Raw genomic sequence first — 17,785 nt, forward strand, 5'->3', positions numbered from 1 at the left:
CAGTTAGTCAAAAGGCTTTGGAACCCGGTCCGAACGTGGGTCAAAACCGTTATGCGGTCACGGACGAACGCGGTACGTAATGGCCGACCCATCGGAGCATACGTTCTCCGAGCCCAACGAGGAGATAATGCAGGCGACTTACCGGGCACTTCGTACCCACGGGTACGCCGACCTCACGGTCAAGCGGATCGCCGAGGAGTACGGGAAGTCGACCGCGGCGGTACACTACTACTACGACACGAAAGAGGAGTTACTCGCCACGTTCCTCGATTACCTCCTGGAGCGGTTCGTCGACTCGATTCAGGGGATCGAGACGACCGACCCCGAGCAGCGACTCGACATCCTGCTCGACGAGTTGCTGCTCAAGCCACAGGAGAACCAGGACCTCGCGGTCGCGTTACTGGAGATGCGGAGTCAGGCACCGTACAAGGAGGCGTTCAGCGACCGATTCCGGCAGAACGACGAGTACATCCGTTACATGCTTAAGGCGGTGATCAACCACGGGATCGACGAGGGCGCGTTCGCGGACGCCGACGCGGACCACGTGACGCGCGGACTGATGACAATTGTCGACGGCGCTCGTACCCGTGCCGTGGTTTTCGACGATATGGAGGCGCTCGAAACAGCCAGACAGACAGCCGACGAGTACGTCGAGGCGACCCTGCTGGAGAACTGACCGGCTACCGTTCGGAACCCTCGTCCGCCGGCGTCGCCACCTCGACGTCGGCCAGGTCCGTCGAACACCACTGGCAGAAGTCGAGGTCACCGTCGAGTTCCTTGCCGCAGTTCGGGCAGTGCGTGAACTCGCCGTCCCCGTTCGGGGTTATCCGGGCGACGAAGTTCCCTGCCCGGGCGAGGAGGTAGGCGTCGATGACGCTCACCGCCCCGACGACGTAGATCGGCGCGATCGCAAGCGGGTCCACGGAGCCGCCGGTCGCGAACGCGTTGACGGTGGCCGGGTCGACGAACAGGACGGTCACGGCGAACAGCACGAGTAGCCACCCGAGGGCGCGCCGCCACCGCCGGAGATACAGGTGGCCAAGCCCCGTGACGAACGCCGCCAGCAGCGCCGCGAGCCACGGTCGTTTGTCCGAGATGGGTCGGGACACGGATCCAACTAACCAGTTAGTTAGCCATAAGCCTTCCCCTCGTTCAGGTCCCCTCGCGTCCGTCGGTACCCCACGGCTCCCCGTGTCGGTAGACCTTTACGGCGCGGTGACCGCGACCAAACGTGGATTCTCACGAAGTCCGGCGCGCCTGGGCGGACCGCTCCGGCGAGTACTCGCCGACGTACTACGCCCACTACGGGCCGGACGCGACGAGCGAGCTGATACAGTCGGTCCTGGAGCGACGTGCGGGGCGCGAGGCGAGCGTGCTGGAGGTGGGCTGTAGCGCCGGCCGCCACCTCGCCGCACTCGCCGACGCCGGGTTCTCGGACCTGACCGGCGTCGACGTCAACGGGGAGGCGCTGGACGTGCTCGCGGAAACGTACCCCGACCTCGCCGCGACGGGTACCTTCCACGAGACGACCATCGAGGAGTACGTCACCGGACTCGACGACGCCTTCGACGCGGTCTTCTCCGTGGAGACGCTACAGCACATTCACCCCGACGCAGAGTGGGTGTTCGACGAGCTGGTCCGGATCACCGACGGGGTGCTCGTCACCGTGGAGAACGAGAGCGGCGCTGCCGGGGCTGTGAACTACGTCGATCAGGACGTGCCGCTGTACTATCGTGACTGGAACGGGGTGTTCACCGACCGCGGGCTGGTCGAGGTCGAGTCGACCGAAACGAAACGGGACACCGCCAGGGTGTTCCAGCCCCCGGAGTGAGCGTCCGGGGGACCCTCGTCCTACCCGTCGGCCCGCCGCCATTCCTCTAGCGTGTACCCGTCGTACGCCGTCTCCTCGGCGAGAACCCAGTCGTCGCGGTCGAAGTCGGGGAACCGTGCGTCGCCGTCGTACTCGCCGTGGACCCGACTCAGCAGCATCCGGTCGTAGTGGGGCAGGAGCGCCCCGTACACTCCGCTTCCGCCGAGAACGTACAGCGTCGAGCGACCCCGGTCGCGAGCGATCTCGATCGCCGTCTCCGGGGCACCGGCGTGCGTGACCGACGGGTCGTCGTACGACCGGTCGCTCCGGCTCAACACGATCTGTTCCGCGCCGGGCGGGTCGTCGAACATTCCGAACGTCTTCCGCCCGATCAGCACCGTCTCGCCGGCGACGCGTTCCCGGTAGCGTCGCACCTCCTCGGGGAGGTTCCAGGGGAGCGTCGGTCCGTCGCCGATGACGCCGTTCTCGCTGACGGCCGCGACCGCGATCACTTCCATGGGTCGGCGTTCGCGCTCCGGGGAGTAATTCCCATCGCTCCGGGACCGCTGTAGCTCCTACCGCCGCCGGGGGAGCACCTGCCCCCAGAGGAGTTTGTCAAGCAGGCGCACCGTCAGCGGCTCCTCGACGGTGAGACAGCAGGAGAGTCGGGGGTAGCCAAAGCGGAGCGCGGCGGCGTCGTGCCAGTGCGTCGGCTCCGGGGCCGGGTCGACCTCGACGGTGCAGGTCGCACACAGCCCGCGACCGCCGCAGTTCGCGTGCTTCGAAACCGTCCCGTACACGGGGAACCCGCGGTCGAGCAGCGCGTCACGGAGGGTCTCGCCGCGCTCGACGGCGACGGTCCGTTCCCCGTCCCCCGTCACGACGGTCACGGGTATCTCCTCGGCCATGGTGTCCCGTTCGCACGCCGTCACCGTGTGCCTACCGGTGGACGGTGTGCGTTCGACTGGCCACCACAGTTCGGCGGCGAAAGAGGGGGTCGGAGCTTACAACGCATCCCGGGAAATTGCCGGTTTCGAGGACCGTTGGACCAGCGTGGGTATCCATCCGGTTGGAGCACCGTTCTACGTCGGGTCGACGACGGAATCTACGCCATCGGCGATGACGGCCGTCTCGGTTCTGGAACGAACGAATCGACGAAACCGACTCTCTTCCGTAGTGACCAGGTTGCGACCACGCGACGGCAGGCGCTGGTCACACGGCACGACCGAACCGCCCACGCAACCGCCCGAGGACCTCGGCGGGTAACGTTTATTTACCCGGACGAGAGCCGATAGGTAGAGCTGACCGATGACCGTATCCCCCCGTTTCTGACCCGTCTGCCGCCCACGTAGCGCGGCTCCGGGCCATGACACAGTCCCGCCAGCGAAGCGACTCCCACCGAGAACGCATGCCAGGACCGACGTTCATCGACTGCGACCGCATCGAACTCAGCCCGCCCGAGGAGGCCGACATCGAGTTCCTCCAGAAGGGCGTGAACCATCCGAAAGTCCGCCGGTACGTCACCGTGTTTCGGACGCCGTACAGCGAGGAGAACTATCGCGAGGAGCTGTGGCCGCTGGACACCGACGAGGACAGCGTCACGCTGCTACCCGTTCCGAAGGACGGGGAGTTCGAGGGCGAACCGGTCGGATCCGTCCAGTTAGCCCCCATACAGGACCGGGACGGGTACGCCAACTTCGGCGTCTGGTTCCACCCCGACGCCTGGGGCGAGGGGTACGCGCTGGAGGCAGGCGCGAACCTGATCGAGTACGGCTTCCGCGACCTTCGGCTCCACCGCGTCTCGGCGACGGTGATGGCCCCCAACGACGCCTCCCGGCGGCTCTGCGAGCGACTCGGGTTCACCCACGAGGGGACGACCCGCGAAACGCAGTTCGCCGACGGCGAGTACGTCGACGTGGAGCGGTACGGACTGCTGGTCGACGAGTGGGACGGCCCCGATACAGTACTCGGAAGTCGGGGGTAACTCGGGGGCTGCGACGCCCCATAATCGCCGGCCGCTGTGACAGGGGTAGAACGACTCGGATCGCGGTGGAGGCGGGCGATACTCCGGTGCGGAGTGTCGACGGCGAGATCGAACGTTTCTACTCGGTCCGCAAGACAGGTACGGCCGATGGTAACTGGAGGGTTCCTGCCCGACTCACCGGCGGTCCATATCGCGGCGATCATCGTCGCCACGGGAGTCATCTGGCTCGGGAGCGGGTGGCTGGAGGAGTCCGCCGAGCGGCTGTCGGCCTACTACGGTCTACCGGCGGTGGTCCAGGGGTCGATCGTGGTCGCAGTCGGGTCGAGCTTTCCGGAGCTGGCGAGCGTGGTGTTCACCGCGCTGGCCGGCGTGTTCGACATGGGCGTCGGCTCGATCGTCGGGTCGGCGATCTTCAACGTGCTCGTGATCCCGGCGCTGTCGGCACTCGGATCGGAGGGGGACCTGGAGACCAATCGCACGCTCGTCTACAAGGAGGCGCAGTTCTACATGATCGCGGTGTCGGCGGTCGTGGTGACGTTCGCGCTCGCCGTCATCTACGTCCCCGTCGGCGACGGACGGGCGCTCGCAGGGGAGATCACGCGACCGCTGGCGGCGATTCCCCTGCTGCTCTACGGGCTGTACCTGTTCATCCAGTGGCAGGACGTGAGCGACCACGAGGCCGAGGCGTACGATGGCGAGATCGCCCTCCGTCGCGAGTGGACGAAGCTCGCTGCCGGGCTGGGCCTCATTCTGGTCGCCGTCGAGCAGCTGGTCGGCAGCGTCGACTCGCTTTCCGCGACGGTCGGTATCCCGGAGTTCCTCGCCGGCGTGACCATCGTCGCGGCGGCGACGAGCCTCCCGGACACGCTGGTGAGCGTCCGGACGGCCCGCGACGACCGGGCGCTCACGAGCCTGGGCAACGTCTTCGGCTCGAACACGTTCGACCTGCTGGTGGCGATCCCGGTCGGCGTCATGCTCGTCGGCACCCTCGCGGTGGACTTCGCCGTGGCGGTCCCCATGCTCGGCGTGCTGACGCTCGCGACCGTCGTTCTGTTCGCCTTCCTCCGGACGGACCTCTCGCTGTCGAACGCGGAGTCGTACGTGTTGCTCGCGGCGTACGTCCTGTTCGTGGTCTGGATCGTCGCCGAGACGGCCGGCGTGACCGGCTTCCTCAAAACCGGCTGACCGCACGACCGCCCAACACCGCCCGCGTCCGGGTGAGGGGTTACGCCCCCGACTCAGACCTTTTCGAGCGTCCCGGACCGACACTGCGAACACGCCTCGCTGGGCGGTTCGATGAGCACCGACTCGCACGCGGAGCACTCGTAGAGGTCGACGGATCGTGCGTCGGCGATCGTGCCGCCGGTGACCGACGTGCCGGGGGCGGTCCGCGACGACAGGAGGTCGGTCCACCGTGACCGCAGTCGGGACAGGATCTCGCGCATACCGAAACGGAACGGACACGGCCGAATGAGTCCGCGGCCAAAACGAATTGGTATCACATGAGAACGCACACCGCGGACGGGAAGGGGAACGAGTTAAACCGTCGGTCCACGAACGTGAATCCATGGGGAGCACGCCATTGCTGAAGCCGAAACCGCGATACGTCCGGGCGTCTCGCCCGGTGATGTCGGATGAGTGATCCGCTCTTTCGCCGGGTCGTCGTCCCGGTCGCGAGCGAGGAAGACGCCGCGGCGACCGCCGCCTCGATAGCGCCGCACATCGACGCGGCTGGCGGGGAGGTGGTCGCGGTGTTCGTCGTCGAGAAGGCCGGCGGCGCGCCGGACAAGGCGTCCGTCGAACAGCGCGAGCAGCACGCCGAGACGGCGTTCACCCGGTTCCGGGCGGACCTCGGGGACGTGAACATCGAGACGGAGATCCGGTACGGAACCGACGTGGCGGCGGCGATCGTCGAAGCGGCACGCGACGCCGACGCGAACGCCATCGCCTTCACGCCGCGCGGCGGGAGCCGGTGGGTGAAACTGCTCACCGGCGACGTGTCGGCCGACCTGATCGCCGCGAGCGACCGCCCGGTTGTCGTCCTCCCGGACCGAACGGAGGACGGCGAGCGCGGCGCGTAGCGCCCCCGGCGGTGACTACCCGGGACGTTTCCGCACCTTTCCGGCCACCAGAGTCTATACGCTGGACGGGCTTGTCCCGATAGCAATGGCGGTGGACGCGAAACGGGACGAACGGCAGGTGATCGAACGGTGGGACACGGTGTTTCAGGCATTGACGGCGGAGCCGCGACGACAGATGATCGTCGCCCTGCTGGAGGCACCGCCCGACCGGGAGCTACCGCTCCCGGAGGCGGCGAACCCGTCGTACCTGCTCATGGACCCGGAGGACCTGTATCTGGAACTCCGGCACACGCACCTTCCGCTGCTGGCGGCGGAGGGATACGTCCGCTGGGACGACGACCCGCTCGTGGTCCGCCGGGGCCCGAACTTCGACGAGGTCGCTGTCGTGTTTGAGTCGTTACAGTCCGCCGCCGAGCGACTCCCCGACCAGCTAGTCCAGGGCTGCCAGCGCCTCGAAGAACGGAGGCGTCGCTCGTGACCCGCGACCGCCGAGTCGTACTGGAGGTCCTCGAGGCGCTCGCCGCGGCGGAGGGGGTCGAACCCCACGAACTGGACTACAGTCTGCAGGAACACGTCGATACGGACAGTCTGGAGCGCCTCGCCGAGATGGAGGATGCGGAGTGGACGCTGACGTTCTCGGTGCCGGACCACGAGGTGACGGTCGACAGCGACGGCGGGATACTCGTCGACGGGGAGGCGGCGGCGTCGGACGAAGTCGACCAGCTCGAACGGTGATCGAGGGTCGGACCGTCGGCAAGCGCCGCTCCCACGCACAGGTTCTTGGGACGGTCACGAGAACGTCCCGGCGTGACCGAGTCGACCGACGACGGCACGGATGCGGGATCGATACGCTCGCGGAGCACACGGGCCCGGTGGACGCTCGTCGCCGGTGCGAGCCTGATCTCCGTCGCGCTCGGGGCGTACGAGATCTCGCCGGCCAGCGTCACGCCGCTCGTCCGCGACTCGCTCGGGATCGGCTCCTCGGCCGCCGGGCTGATCGTCAGCGTGATGTTCGGCACCGCGGTCGTCGCGAGTCTCCCGGTGGGGGCAGTGCTTGACCGGACGAACTCCCGACGCGCAGTTGCGGTCGCCGTGCTCGTCCTGTTCGTCGCCGGGGTGTGGGGCTGGACGGCCGGCGAACGCGGGTCGTTCGCCTCGGTGCTCGGCTCCAGAGTCCTCGGCGGCGTCGCCTACGTCGTCGTCTGGAACGCCGGCATCGACATCGTGAGCGAGGCCGTCGACGGCGCGCGCCGGGCCACCGCCGTCGGCGTGTTCACCGCCAGCGGTCCGGTCGGCTTCGCGATCGGCCAGAGCACAGCGCCGCTCATCGCCGCCCGCTTCGGGTGGCCCGCCATCTTCCTCGCGTTCAACGGCCTCGCGCTGGTCGGGCTGGCTGTCTTCTGGCCGACGAGCCGGGGGCTCGGCCGCGTCGGCGGGGACGCGCCGCCATCGCCGGGCGAGTTCGGCGACGTGCTCCGGAGCCGGGCGGTGTGGACCGTCGGCCTGCTCGGCTTCCTGGGCTACTCGCTGTACCTGTTCGTCAACAGCTGGGCACCGTCGTACCTCACCGACGTGGTGGGGCTGTCGCTCGGCGTCAGCGGCCTGCTCGTCGCGGCGTTCCCGGCGGTCGGCGTCCTCGCGCGGGTCAGCAGCGGACTGCTCTCGGACCGGCTGTTCGGCGGGCGACGACGGCCGGTCGTGCTCGCCTCATTCGTCGTCGCCGCGCCGCTGGTGGCGAGCGTCGTCGCCACACGCTCGGTCGTCGCCCTGCTCGCCGTGTTGCTCGTCGCCGGTTTCGCCGTCCAGTTGACGCTCGGCCTCTCGTTCGCGTACGTCCGCGAACTCGTCGACCCGCGCGTCGCGGCGACGGCGGTCGCGTTCCAGACGAGCGTCGGGCTGGCCGGTGCCTTCGCCGCCCCGATCGTCGGCGGCGCGGTGATAGAGCGCGCCGGCTACACGGCGGCGTTTCTGGCCGCCAGCGCGCTGGGCGTCCTCGGCATCGTCCTCGCCTGGCGAGCGCCCGAACCCGGAGGCTAACCACAATTCTCAGCCGGTCTGACAGGCCGACCTGTTTACTCACCAGTTATTACTCCCCACCGCGCCTACTCGGCTACGCCGCAGCGGCACCCCACCAGCTGATCTGTCATCCGGACGTGGCCGGGACTCCCACCCCCGCCCATCTCGATACCTGACGGCGAGTTCTTCCAGTGAAAACCAGGCGCGTCGGAGAGCCGCCGGAGAGCGGTACCTCCGTCGCCGGCGGATCAGCGAAGGCCGCCGAGCAGTCCGTAGTCGTGGTCGGGCGTGTACCGCCGTCTGACGAATCAGACGAGGTACACGCGGCCCCGGATTACCGCCACAGCGGACGGTAATCCTCGTCCGGCGTGTACCGCCGGAACAGCAGGCTGTTCGACAGCACCGACACCGAGGAGAACGCCATCGCCCCGGCGGCGAGCACCGGCTGGAGCAGGCCGAGCGATGCGAGGGGGATCATCGCCGTGTTGTACCCCAGCGCCCACACGAGGTTCTGCCTGATCTTCTGGAGCGTCGCGTCGGAGATGCGGATCGCTTTCACCACGTCCAGCGGGTCGTCGCGCATCAGCGTCACGTCGGCCGCCTCGATGGCCACGTCGGTGCCGGAGCCGATGGCCGTCCCGACGTATGCGACGGCCAGCGCCGGCGCGTCGTTGACGCCGTCGCCGACCATCATCGCCCTCCGACCGTCGTTCTGGATGGCCTCGACCGCGTCGGACTTGTCCTCCGGGAGCACCTCCGCGCGGACGTTGTCGGGGTCGATCCCGACCTGCTCGGCGACGGCGCGGGCGGTTCGCTCGTTGTCGCCGGTGATCAGCATCACGTCGACGCCGCGGGTCTGCAGTTCGCTCACCGCCTCGGCCGCGCTTTCCTTGACCGTGTCGGCGTTTGCGACAACGCCCACGAGTTCGCCGTCGGCGTCATCGCTTCGCTCCGAACCGGCCAGCGCGACCAGCATCGCCGTCTTGCCCTCCGATTCGAGGCGCTCCATCGTGTCTTCGGCCGGGGAGGGGTCGACCCCGCTGTCCCGCAGCAGCGTCCGGTTGCCGACGAGTACCTCGCGCCCGTCGACCGTCGCCCGCACGCCCTGGCCGGGCACGTTCTCGAAGGCGTCGGGGTCGCCAACGTCGATGCCGCGTTCCTCGGCCCCCTCGACGATGGCGCGTGCGAGCGGGTGTTCGCTCCCGCGCTCCGCCGTCGCCGCGAGCCGAAGCAGCTCGTCCTCCGAGAGCCGGTCGCGGCCGGTCAGCTGTCCGCCGTCGGCCGCGGCGTCACCGCCGTCAGCCCGCTGGGGGTCCGGCCCGTCGTCGAGAACGACCACGTCGGTCAGCTCCATCTCGCCCTCGGTCAGCGTGCCGGTCTTGTCGAAGACGACGGTGTCGACGTCCTTCGCGCGCTCCAGCACGTCGCCGCCCTTGAACAGGACGCCGTTCCCCGCGCCGATGGTGGTCCCGACCATCGTCGCGGCCGGCGTCGCCAGCCCGAGCGCGCAGGGACAGGCGATCAGGACCGAGGAGGCGAACACGACGACGGCGAACTCGAAGGTCGTCACTGTCCCGCCGGCGACCGCCGGGCCGCCGGCCACGAGCCCCCACAGCGGGATCCAGTCGACGAGTCCGGCCAGCGCTTCGGGGGCGGCGAACCAGACCAGCCCCCAGAGGAGCGCGTTCGCGATGACCGCGGGGACGAAGTACGCGGAGATGCGGTCGGCGAGGTTCTGGATGTCCGGCTGGCGGGACTGGGCCTCCTTGACCGTGCGGACGATCTGCTGGAGCGCGGTGTCCTCGCCGACCTTCGTCGCCTCGACGACGAGGACGCCGTTCTCGTTGATGGTTGAGCCGACCACCTCGTCGCCCTCGCTCTTCTCGACGGGGACGGACTCGCCGGTGACCATCGACTCGTCGACCGCGGACTGGCCGTCGACGACGACGCCGTCCGTGGGGATCCGTTCGCCCGGCCGGACCTTCATCCGGTCGCCGACTTCGACGTCCTCAAGCGGGATTTCCTCCTCGGTGCCGTCGTCGTCGACGACGGTGGCCGTGTCGGCCTCCATCTCCAGCAGCGTCCGCAGGGCCTCGCCGGCCTGCCCCTTGGAGCGCGCCTCGAGGTAGTTACCGAGCGTGATGAACACGAGGATGAGCGCCGCCGTGTCGAAGTACAGCCCGCCGGCGATGAGATCGGCGAGCACCGCGACGGAGTAGACGTACGCCGTCGTCGACCCGAGCGCGATGAGTACGTCCATGTTGGCGCGGCCGTTCTTCACGAGCGCCTTGTAGGAGTTCCTGTAGAACGGCCACCCGAGGACGACCTGTACGGGCGTCGCGAGCGCGAACGCGACCCAGCCGGTCGACAGGCCGAAGAGTTCGTCGCCGACGAGACCAAGCTCCAGCAGGTGGTCGACCATGAACAGCAGCAACGGGGCCGACAGCGCCGCGCCGAACAGGGTGAGCCGTTGCTGCTTGCGGATCTCCCCCTCGCGGGCGGCGTCGCGGGCGTCGCCGTCGGCGTCGTCATCGCCCCCCTCCCGGACCGGCGAGTAGCCGGCGTCCTCGATTGCGTCGTACATCGCCTCGCGCGAGGCGTCGGCGGGGTTGTAGGTGACCTGCGCCTCGTCGGTCGCGTAGTTCACCTCGGCGTCGACGACGCCGGGGACGGCTTCGAGCGCCTCCTCGTTGGTGTCGGCGCAGTTCGCACACGTCATATCGGAGATGGCGACCGTCGTCGTCTCGGAGACGACGCCGTAGCCGGCCGCGTCGACGGCGTCGTAGATCTCACGAAGCGATACCTCGTCGGGGTCGTACTCGACGGAGCCCTCGTCGGTGGCGTAGTTGACGTTCGCCTCCGTCACCCCGTCGAGCGACGCCAGGGCGTCCCCAACCGTCTCCGAACAGTTGGCACAGGACATCCCCGTGATGTCGAGGTGTGCAGTTCGTGATTCCATCTTGTGTTGAAGTACGGGGTCCACACTTACCGCGTTTGCTGCTTCGGATCGAATCTCCGCGCCGCGGCAGATCTTGGGATCCAAAGCTCGGCACGGACAGCGGCCCGCCGCCGTTACGTTCCCTCTTCGATCCGACGGTACTGTTCCTCGAACTGGCTCCGGCAGGATGGGCAACAGAAGTGATAGACGCCCCCGTCTATCCGGGCCGATTCGCCCTCGCTGTCAACCGTGTTCCCGCACTCGGCACAGGTGATCGCGAACTCGGTGCCGTCCAGCGACGGCGTCCACTCCAGATCGTCGACGAGCGTCACCGAGTACTCGGCCGACTGCACGTCACCGAGCAGGCCGTCGACCCACTGCCGAACGGCTCCACCCTCGGTCCGGCCGTAGAACCAGACCTCGCCCTCGGCCGTGACGAAGAGGTGTTCGACGCCGTCGGCCCCGCTGACCCGCGACCGGACCGCCTCGGCGTCAGCCGACCGACACTCCACCTGCACGAACACCGGGACGCCGGCTTGCAGTTCGCCCCGGTCGACGTTGACGGTGAAGTTCGTGATGATGCCGGCCTCCTGAAGCCGGGTGACGCGGTCCGAGACGGCCGGGCCGGAGAGGCCGACCTGCTCGCCGATGTCGCTGAACGGCCGGCGTGCGTCCTCCGCGAGGAGCGTGAGGATCTCCATGTCGGTCTCGTCGAGGTCGCGCATACGCCACGTAGCCGCCCCCGACTACAAGACTGTTTCCCGTGGTGCTTTCGAACGGCAACCAGAACGGGTTCTGTCCTTTCGATGCAAAAGCAGAGGCGCGTCGACACTGTGTCGAACCGGCGAGACCTGTTGACTCCGGCGGGCAATCGGTGCCCGAACGCGTGAGCTATTCGAACGGCGGGTCACCGTACAGCGCGGATCCGGACGGGCCATCGCCGGCAAGCGCGTCCGCGCCGCCGACGACGGGCACCGGGAACGTCGAATCGGCGAGGTGGAGCGTCAGGGTCGGCGACGACGGCGGACGCTTCGTGAACGCTGCGTCGCTGGAGTAGATCATGACCCCGAGACGATGCCCCGCCTGAAAGACGTGGTCCGCCGGGTTCGTCTCGAACGACACGTCGTATCGATCGCCGGGGACCAGCGGCTCCGACTCGGACCGGGAGTTGCGGTTCAGGAGGTTCATCCAGCCCCGACTGACGATGCGACCGCCCCCGTCCGGCCCGTAGTCGACGAGAGCCGTACTGAGGAGGGCTGCCTCAGAATCGACCGAGACGGTCACCTGCGGCGATATCGTGCCGCTCACGCGGACCGGGCCGTCCAGCGGCTCCGTCCGGTAGACGACTCGGCTGTCCGTCGCTTCCTCGCCGGTCAGCGTCGCCGGCGTGACGCTGGAGTCGTCGACGAACCGCTCGGCGGTCCCGGGCTCCGGGCCGTCCGGTCCGAGCGTCCCGAACGGGTCGCCGGGGCGCGGCCGGAGCGACACCGTCTCGATCCGCGGCGAAGGCCACGCGTCCTCGCCGGCCAGGTCCCCGTCCGGCGTTTCGACGATAGCCGTCGGCCCGTCCATCACGCCGGTCGACTCCCCTTTCACCCAGTAGTCGAACCAGTCGAGCAACAGGTCCTCCCAGCGCTCCTCGTACGGGGAGAGTAATCCCGGCTCATCGCCGTGGGACCCCTGGCCGACCCACATCCTGTGCGGAATGTCGTGACGGCGAAGCGCCTCGGCGTACACCGACAGCTGGCGGGGACTCATCGTGTGGTCACGGAGGTTGTGCACCAGGAGAACGCTCGCGTCGACGCCCCCGAACTCGGCGACGTACTCGCGGTCCGCCCAGTAATCGTTGAAGTTCCCGGAGTCCCAGTCGACGCCCTCGGCCATCCGGCGGAGCACGTCGGTACACCGCTGCCTGTTGACGCCGGTCGTCCAGCCGGCAGCGAACTCGGTCGTGGGGCGCTCGACGATAACGGCACCCTGCGACCGGTTACCCAGATATCGGCTGACCATCCCGGCCTTCGGGACGATCGTTTCGAGGCCGTCGACGCCGGTCACGACGACGTTGTTCTGGATACTCCCCAGATACGACTGGCCGACCATCCCGGCGCTCCCGGTTGCCCAGTCGGCGGCGACCGACTCGTCCCCGTCCCGGCTGTCGAACGCCGGCTGGCGGCCGTTCAGCCAGTCGATGGCGGCGACGACGCTTTCCGCTTCCGGTTCGCCACCGAGCGTGTTGCACCCGGTCGAACGGCCCGTCCCGACCGGGGAAACGTCCACGTAGGCGTACCCCTCGGGCACGAACGTCCGGACGTACGCCCGGCGCACCGCTTCGACCCGCCCCGCCGCGGCGAACCGTCGGTCTGGCGGGGTAACGCCTGCGTCCTCCCCGGACGCAGTCCCGGACTCGGGGACGTACAGCTCCACCTCACGCGACCCGAATGCGTCGTCCGAGGCCTCCGGGGGCGCTACGCCGTCGAGGTCCAGCGCGTCGACCGGCTGGCTGGCGATGTCGTACGGATCCGCGCGGACGACCGCGGGGAGGGGCTCCGTCGGCGGTTCGGGCCGTACGACGTACACCTCGACCCGGTCCGAGCGGCCGGTGCCGTCAGTGTCGGTCCCGGTCTCGACCCACACGCTCTCGGTGCGGACCGGTTCGTCGATATCGTACTCGTCGGGGTTGTCTTCGCTTGACGGGGCCGTCTCCGTCGGGGGGACATCCGTAGCGGTCCCTTCAGGGTCAGTCGATGTGGTCGTACCGTCAGAGAGGGCCGAACAGCCGGCGGTCATCGCACTCAGGGCGGCCAACACCGACCGTCTCCGGAGGGATCGGTCTCCGTCGGACATCGATCTTTCGTTCGGCTGAACGGAAGTTAATCCTCCGGTGGTTCGGGTGGTCCAAACGCGTGGCGACCCCGCCGCAGCGCCCTGGCCTGTCGAGGATGCGATGGGTCCGGAATCCGCCGTCGCTTGGCTGGGCGAGGCTGTTCCGTGCAGCGTAGTATCGACGGTGGGCCGGACGCGGTGCGGATCACTTCCCGTCGCGGTGACGGTCCGTGTTCAGTAATTCCTGGCAAATCGCTGAGGAGATTTATCTTGTAGTTATAATACAATTCTACAGGCACGGATCCGGTACATAGGCGGGTATCACGGCTCCGTCGACAACCGGAGCCTTTCTTCGGCTTATTTGGCTCTATTCCGTGTTTTAAGTCCGTTATCCAGTGTTTGAGCTTTTATTGGCCCGAAGGTAGCTTCCGAGCCGCTACACGGTTTCAAACACTCTTTCCAGCAGTATTACCGTTTTTAAACCGGTTGAGGTATCGGTCGGTGAGATCAAGGTCGGATGATGAGATAATGCTGCTAAATAGTGGGTCTATTATTCAACTTTGTCCGGCCCTGTAGGCACGCTGACGACCTACGGGAGGCTCACGGTCACCGGTGGCTCGCCGTCCTGTCACTCAGTCGCGTTCGGCGGGCGGTCGCTGCACGCGCTCGGCGACCGGTTGCTCCAGGGAGAGTTCCATCTCCAGGTCCGAGTGCATTCGCTCGACCACTTCGAACCCGACGTTCTCGTACACCGTGACGGCGCGGCGGTTCCCTTTCGACACCTCCAGCGTGAGCGCCTCGTGGTCGCGGTCGTCGGCGTAGGCGACGACCTGTTTCATCAGCTCCGTCCCGATGCCGCGGTCCTGATACTCCTGATGGATGAAGACCACGAACTTCGGGTCGGGGCGGTCGGCCGGCACGACCGCGACGTGGCCGACGACGCGGTCGCCGTCGAGCGCGACGAGGTTCCAGCCGTTCTCGCGGAGGCGGTCCAGCCACGACTCGATCTGTGGCATCGTCGCCGGCGGCAGCCCCATCGTTCGGCTGTACGAGTCGATGTCGTCGTACATCGCGACGGCGGCGTCCCGGTCCGAGTCGCGGAAGGGGCGAACGACGAGCGGCACGCCCTCGCCGTCGGTGAACCGCGGACACCGCGGCGGACAGTACGGCGTCCCCTGGCACTCCGTGTTGTCCCAGGCCGAGCAAGCCCCACCGGTTCGCGTACCCATGCGAACGTGTTGTTACGTGCCCCCGCTAAACGCTTTGGCGAACGTGTTCGCACCCGAGGGAGTGCGGAGTTTCGCCCGGGAGAACCATTATAATCCATGCGGTCGAAGCTGTCGTATGTACGAAATACTGGTCGCGATAGACGACGATGTGGACGGCGCACACGCGCAGGTCGACGCAATCGAGGAACTGGTCGACGTCGCCGACGAGGTCGTCGTCCACCTCCTGCACGTGTTCACGGACAACCCCTCCGGCGCGTCGATCATGCAGGTCGAAGCCGCACGCGAGGCGTCGGAACGGCTGGAGGAACTGGGGGTCGAGGTCCGCGCCGAGGAGACGAGCGGCGACCCGGCGACGCAGGTCCTCGAACGCGCCGAGGTAGAGGACGTGGACCAGATCTGCGTCGGCGGCCGAAAGCGGTCCCCGACGGGCAAGGCGCTGTTCGGGAGCGTCACGCAGAGCGTGATCCTCGGCACCGAACGCCCGGTGCTGGTGTGTGGCCGGCGCACGGAGGCGTAGCCCACGCGCTGCGGCGGTCGGCTACGGCCCGCGGACCGCGGCGCAGCGCCCGTCACGGCGGAGTCGACAGTATAATGTGAATGGTTGTGCACTGTCCGATCGATGCGTGTTACCGTACTCGGCGCGGGAACGATGGGTCACGGGATCGCACAGGTCGCCGCGACGGCGGGCTACGACGTGACGATCCGGGACATCGACGAGGAGATCATCGAGGACGGACTGGCCGCCATCGAGTCGAACCTCCAGGGCGGCGTCGACCGCGACAAGCTGACGGCCGACGAGAAGGCGGCGGCGCTCGACCGGATCGACGCGACCACCTCGCTGGAGGAGGCCGTTGACGACGCGGACCTGGTCGTCGAGGCGGTGCCCGAGGACATGGAGATCAAACAGAGCACGTTCGAGGACGTGGCGGCAGCCGCGCCCGACGATGCCGTGCTCGCCTCGAACACGTCGTCGCTGTCGGTGACCGAGATCGCGAGCGTCCTCGACCGCCCCGGTCGCGCGATCGGGCTCCACTTCTTCAACCCGGTCCACATCATGGGACTGGTCGAGATCGTCGTCGCCGAGCAGACGGACGAGGAAACCGTCGACGCCGCCACGGAGTTCGTCGAGGCGATCGACAAGGAGCCGGTGACGGTGCGGGATTCGGCCGGCTTCGCCTCCTCCCGGCTCGGCGTCGCGCTGGGCGTCGAGGCGATCCGGATGCTCGAGGAGGGCGTCGCCAGCCCGCGGGACATCGACGCCGCGATGGAACTCGGCTACAACCATCCGATGGGACCCATCGAACTCGGTGACGTGGTCGGGCTGGACGTGCGCCTCGACATTCTGGAGTACCTCCGCGAGGAACTGGGCGAGCGGTTCCGCCCGCCGCAGTTGCTGAAACAGAAGGTCCGGGCCGGCAAGCTCGGCAAGAAGACCGGCGAGGGGTTCTACGTCTGGGAGGACGGCGAGATCGTCGGCGTCAGCGGCGACTGGGGTGACGACGAATGACGGCGACCGAGGACGCCGCGGCCGACTGCGATACTGTGTCCGTGACTGTCGGCGAACACGTCGAGGGGGTCGCCACGGTGACGATGTCGCGGCCGGAGGCGCGGAACGCGCTCGACAAGGAGCTCCGGGCCGACCTCACGGCCGTCCTCGACGCGGTCGAGGACGACGATGCGGTGCGCGTCGTGGTGCTGACCGGGAGCGACGAGGGCGGCGCGTTCGTCGCCGGCGCGGACGTGACGGAACTGCGCGAGCGCGACGCTATCGAGCAGCGGGAGGCGAGCAAGCGCCCCCGCGTGTACGAGCGCGTCGCGAACCTCCCGAAACCGGTGATCGGTCGGATCAACGGCCACGCGCTCGGCGGCGGCTGCGAGCTCGCGCAGGCCTGCGACGTGCGGATCGCCTCCGAGAAGGCGAAGCTCGGCCAGCCCGAGATCAACCTCGGCATCATCCCCGGCGGCGGCGGCACCCAGCGGCTCCCACGCCTCGTCGGCACCGGGCAGGCGATGCGGCTGATCCTCTCGGGCGAACTGATCGACGCCGACGAGGCGGCAGACATCGGTCTCGTGGAGGAGGTCCACCCGCACGACGAACTCGACGACGCCGTCTACGACCTCGCCGAGTCGATGGCCGCGAAAAGCCCAGTCGCGCTGGAGTTCGCCAAGGAGGCAGTCCAGGCAAGCGGGGAGATGGACATCGAGGACGGTATCGAGTACGAGGCCGAACTGTTCGCTCAACTGTTCGCCACCGAGGACAAAAACGAGGGGATCGACGCGTTCTTCGAGGACCGCGAGCCGGAGTGGCAGGGGAAGTGATAGTGTTTGCTCTCACTGTTTACCGGTGGTCGACCACACCGTTACCGTCGACCACCGGTAATTGGCGAGAGCAAACACTATGAGTCACGCCGGCCAGCCGTAGTCGGCGGTGTCAGTCCGCCCCGTTCCGGCGGGCCACCAGTTCGTAGTTCTCCAGCGTCAGCACCGTCTCGCCGTCGCCGTTGGTCACGGTGATCGACTCGTGGACGACGCCGCTGGTCGCGTCGCTCTCCGAGGGGCGCGTGTCGAGGATCTCGTTCTCGACGTGGAGTTCGTCGCCCGGCCGCACCGGCGCGTGCCAGCGCACGTCGTCGATGCCGAGCCCGCCCACGACCGCCCGCTGGCTCCGGACGGCGTCGACGAGCAGGCGGACCGACAGCGAGAGCGTGTGGTAGCCGCTCGCGATGATCCCGTCGAAGCGGCTCTCGGCCGCCGCGTCCGGGTCGGTGTGGATGTCCAGCGGGTCGAACTCCGCGGCGAACTCCCGGATATCGGTCTCAGTGACAGTCGTCGCCCCGCAGTCCGTGACGGTGCCCGGTTCCACGTCCTCGAAGTAGACGGTCGCGTCCGAATCCTCGCTCATGG

Annotated in this window: 20 protein-coding genes; 11 read left to right on the top strand and 9 right to left on the bottom strand. The window is 68.1% G+C overall.

Annotated elements, in window-relative coordinates; all coding sequences use genetic code 11:
• Nucleotides 1-79: 79 nt before the first annotated feature.
• Nucleotides 80-676 (top strand): TetR family transcriptional regulator C-terminal domain-containing protein, encoded by a 597-nt coding sequence (locus tag D8896_RS15915; RefSeq protein ID WP_121823104.1) that lies wholly within the window; start codon nt 80-82, stop codon nt 674-676.
• 4 nt (nt 677-680) lie between these two features.
• Here D8896_RS15915 and D8896_RS15920 read toward each other — a convergent pair whose 3' ends face one another.
• Nucleotides 681-1,109 (bottom strand): zinc ribbon domain-containing protein, encoded by a 429-nt coding sequence (locus tag D8896_RS15920; protein ID WP_121823105.1) that lies wholly within the window; start codon nt 1,107-1,109, stop codon nt 681-683.
• Nucleotides 1,110-1,231: 122 nt separating this feature from the next.
• Between D8896_RS15920 and D8896_RS15925 the strand changes: the two genes are divergently transcribed.
• On the top strand, nt 1,232-1,831 hold the full coding sequence (locus D8896_RS15925) for a class I SAM-dependent methyltransferase (protein ID WP_121823106.1): 600 nt from the start codon (nt 1,232-1,234) through the stop codon (nt 1,829-1,831).
• Nucleotides 1,832-1,851: 20 nt separating this feature from the next.
• Here the strand turns inward: D8896_RS15925 and D8896_RS15930 are convergent, their stop codons facing one another.
• Entirely contained in the window at nt 1,852-2,328 is a 477-nt protein-coding gene (locus tag D8896_RS15930; RefSeq protein WP_121823107.1) for a dihydrofolate reductase, read from the bottom strand.
• 57 nt (nt 2,329-2,385) lie between these two features.
• The gene (locus D8896_RS15935) at nt 2,386-2,718 is read right to left on the bottom strand and encodes a 2Fe-2S iron-sulfur cluster-binding protein (RefSeq protein WP_121823185.1); all 333 of its coding nucleotides are present in this window, start codon (nt 2,716-2,718) and stop codon (nt 2,386-2,388) included.
• Nucleotides 2,719-3,218: 500 nt separating this feature from the next.
• Between D8896_RS15935 and D8896_RS15940 the strand changes: the two genes are divergently transcribed.
• Together D8896_RS15940 and D8896_RS15945 are read left to right on the top strand one after the other, a co-directional pair.
• Nucleotides 3,219-3,794 (top strand): GNAT family N-acetyltransferase, encoded by a 576-nt coding sequence (locus D8896_RS15940; protein WP_121823186.1) that lies wholly within the window; start codon nt 3,219-3,221, stop codon nt 3,792-3,794.
• 147 nt (nt 3,795-3,941) lie between these two features.
• Nucleotides 3,942-4,979 carry a sodium:calcium antiporter gene (locus D8896_RS15945; protein ID WP_121823108.1) on the top strand — a complete coding sequence of 346 codons (1,038 nt, stop codon included), beginning with the start codon at nt 3,942-3,944 and terminating at the stop codon, nt 4,977-4,979.
• 53 nt (nt 4,980-5,032) lie between these two features.
• On the opposite strand, the gene D8896_RS15950 is transcribed toward D8896_RS15945, so the two are convergent.
• Complete coding sequence (locus D8896_RS15950) at nt 5,033-5,239, bottom strand: hypothetical protein (protein WP_121823109.1); 207 nt, start codon at nt 5,237-5,239, stop codon at nt 5,033-5,035.
• 189 nt (nt 5,240-5,428) lie between these two features.
• Here D8896_RS15950 and D8896_RS15955 point away from each other — a divergent pair, with 189 nt between their 5' ends.
• The 4 genes from D8896_RS15955 to D8896_RS15970 all read left to right on the top strand — a co-directional run bounded on the left by D8896_RS15955 (nt 5,429) and on the right by D8896_RS15970 (nt 7,912).
• On the top strand, nt 5,429-5,875 hold the full coding sequence (locus D8896_RS15955) for a universal stress protein (RefSeq protein ID WP_121823110.1): 447 nt from the start codon (nt 5,429-5,431) through the stop codon (nt 5,873-5,875).
• 85 nt (nt 5,876-5,960) lie between these two features.
• A complete protein-coding gene (locus D8896_RS15960) occupies nt 5,961-6,353 on the top strand; it encodes a hypothetical protein (RefSeq protein WP_121823111.1) in 393 nt (130 codons plus the stop codon).
• Entirely contained in the window at nt 6,350-6,610 is a 261-nt protein-coding gene (locus D8896_RS15965) for a HalOD1 output domain-containing protein (RefSeq protein WP_121823112.1), read from the top strand. The genes D8896_RS15960 and D8896_RS15965 overlap by 4 nt, the downstream gene beginning before the upstream one ends.
• Nucleotides 6,611-6,682: 72 nt before the next feature.
• Nucleotides 6,683-7,912: an MFS transporter gene (locus D8896_RS15970; protein ID WP_121823113.1), complete on the top strand. Its 1,230-nt coding sequence runs from the start codon at nt 6,683-6,685 to the stop codon at nt 7,910-7,912.
• Nucleotides 7,913-8,225: 313 nt separating this feature from the next.
• Here the strand turns inward: D8896_RS15970 and D8896_RS15975 are convergent, their stop codons facing one another.
• The 4 genes from D8896_RS15975 to D8896_RS15990 all read right to left on the bottom strand — a co-directional run bounded on the left by D8896_RS15975 (nt 8,226) and on the right by D8896_RS15990 (nt 14,881).
• Entirely contained in the window at nt 8,226-10,850 is a 2,625-nt protein-coding gene (locus D8896_RS15975) for a heavy metal translocating P-type ATPase (protein ID WP_121823114.1), read from the bottom strand.
• Nucleotides 10,851-10,963: 113 nt separating this feature from the next.
• Nucleotides 10,964-11,554 (bottom strand): AsnC family transcriptional regulator, encoded by a 591-nt coding sequence (locus D8896_RS15980; protein WP_121823115.1) that lies wholly within the window; start codon nt 11,552-11,554, stop codon nt 10,964-10,966.
• Nucleotides 11,555-11,720: 166 nt separating this feature from the next.
• On the bottom strand, nt 11,721-13,673 hold the full coding sequence (locus tag D8896_RS15985; protein WP_121823116.1) for a CocE/NonD family hydrolase: 1,953 nt from the start codon (nt 13,671-13,673) through the stop codon (nt 11,721-11,723).
• Between the two features lie 611 nt (nt 13,674-14,284).
• On the bottom strand, nt 14,285-14,881 hold the full coding sequence (locus tag D8896_RS15990; protein WP_121823117.1) for a GNAT family N-acetyltransferase: 597 nt from the start codon (nt 14,879-14,881) through the stop codon (nt 14,285-14,287).
• Nucleotides 14,882-14,996: 115 nt separating this feature from the next.
• Here D8896_RS15990 and D8896_RS15995 point away from each other — a divergent pair, with 115 nt between their 5' ends.
• The 3 genes from D8896_RS15995 (at nt 14,997) to D8896_RS16005 (ending at nt 17,200) form a co-directional block, all read left to right on the top strand.
• Entirely contained in the window at nt 14,997-15,398 is a 402-nt protein-coding gene (locus D8896_RS15995) for a universal stress protein (RefSeq protein ID WP_121823118.1), read from the top strand.
• Nucleotides 15,399-15,500: 102 nt separating this feature from the next.
• Nucleotides 15,501-16,388, top strand: coding sequence for a 3-hydroxyacyl-CoA dehydrogenase family protein (locus tag D8896_RS16000; RefSeq protein WP_121823119.1), 888 nt, complete (start codon nt 15,501-15,503; stop codon nt 16,386-16,388).
• Nucleotides 16,385-17,200 (top strand): enoyl-CoA hydratase/isomerase family protein, encoded by an 816-nt coding sequence (locus D8896_RS16005; RefSeq protein WP_121823120.1) that lies wholly within the window; start codon nt 16,385-16,387, stop codon nt 17,198-17,200. The genes D8896_RS16000 and D8896_RS16005 overlap by 4 nt, the downstream gene beginning before the upstream one ends.
• Nucleotides 17,201-17,312: 112 nt before the next feature.
• Here the strand turns inward: D8896_RS16005 and D8896_RS16010 are convergent, their stop codons facing one another.
• Nucleotides 17,313-17,783 carry a MaoC/PaaZ C-terminal domain-containing protein gene (locus tag D8896_RS16010; protein ID WP_121823121.1) on the bottom strand — a complete coding sequence of 157 codons (471 nt, stop codon included), beginning with the start codon at nt 17,781-17,783 and terminating at the stop codon, nt 17,313-17,315.
• Between the last annotated feature and the right edge of the window lie 2 nt (nt 17,784-17,785).

This window comes from Halostella salina (genome assembly GCF_003675855.1).
Taxonomy (GTDB): Archaea; Halobacteriota; Halobacteria; order Halobacteriales; family Natronoarchaeaceae; genus Halostella; species Halostella salina.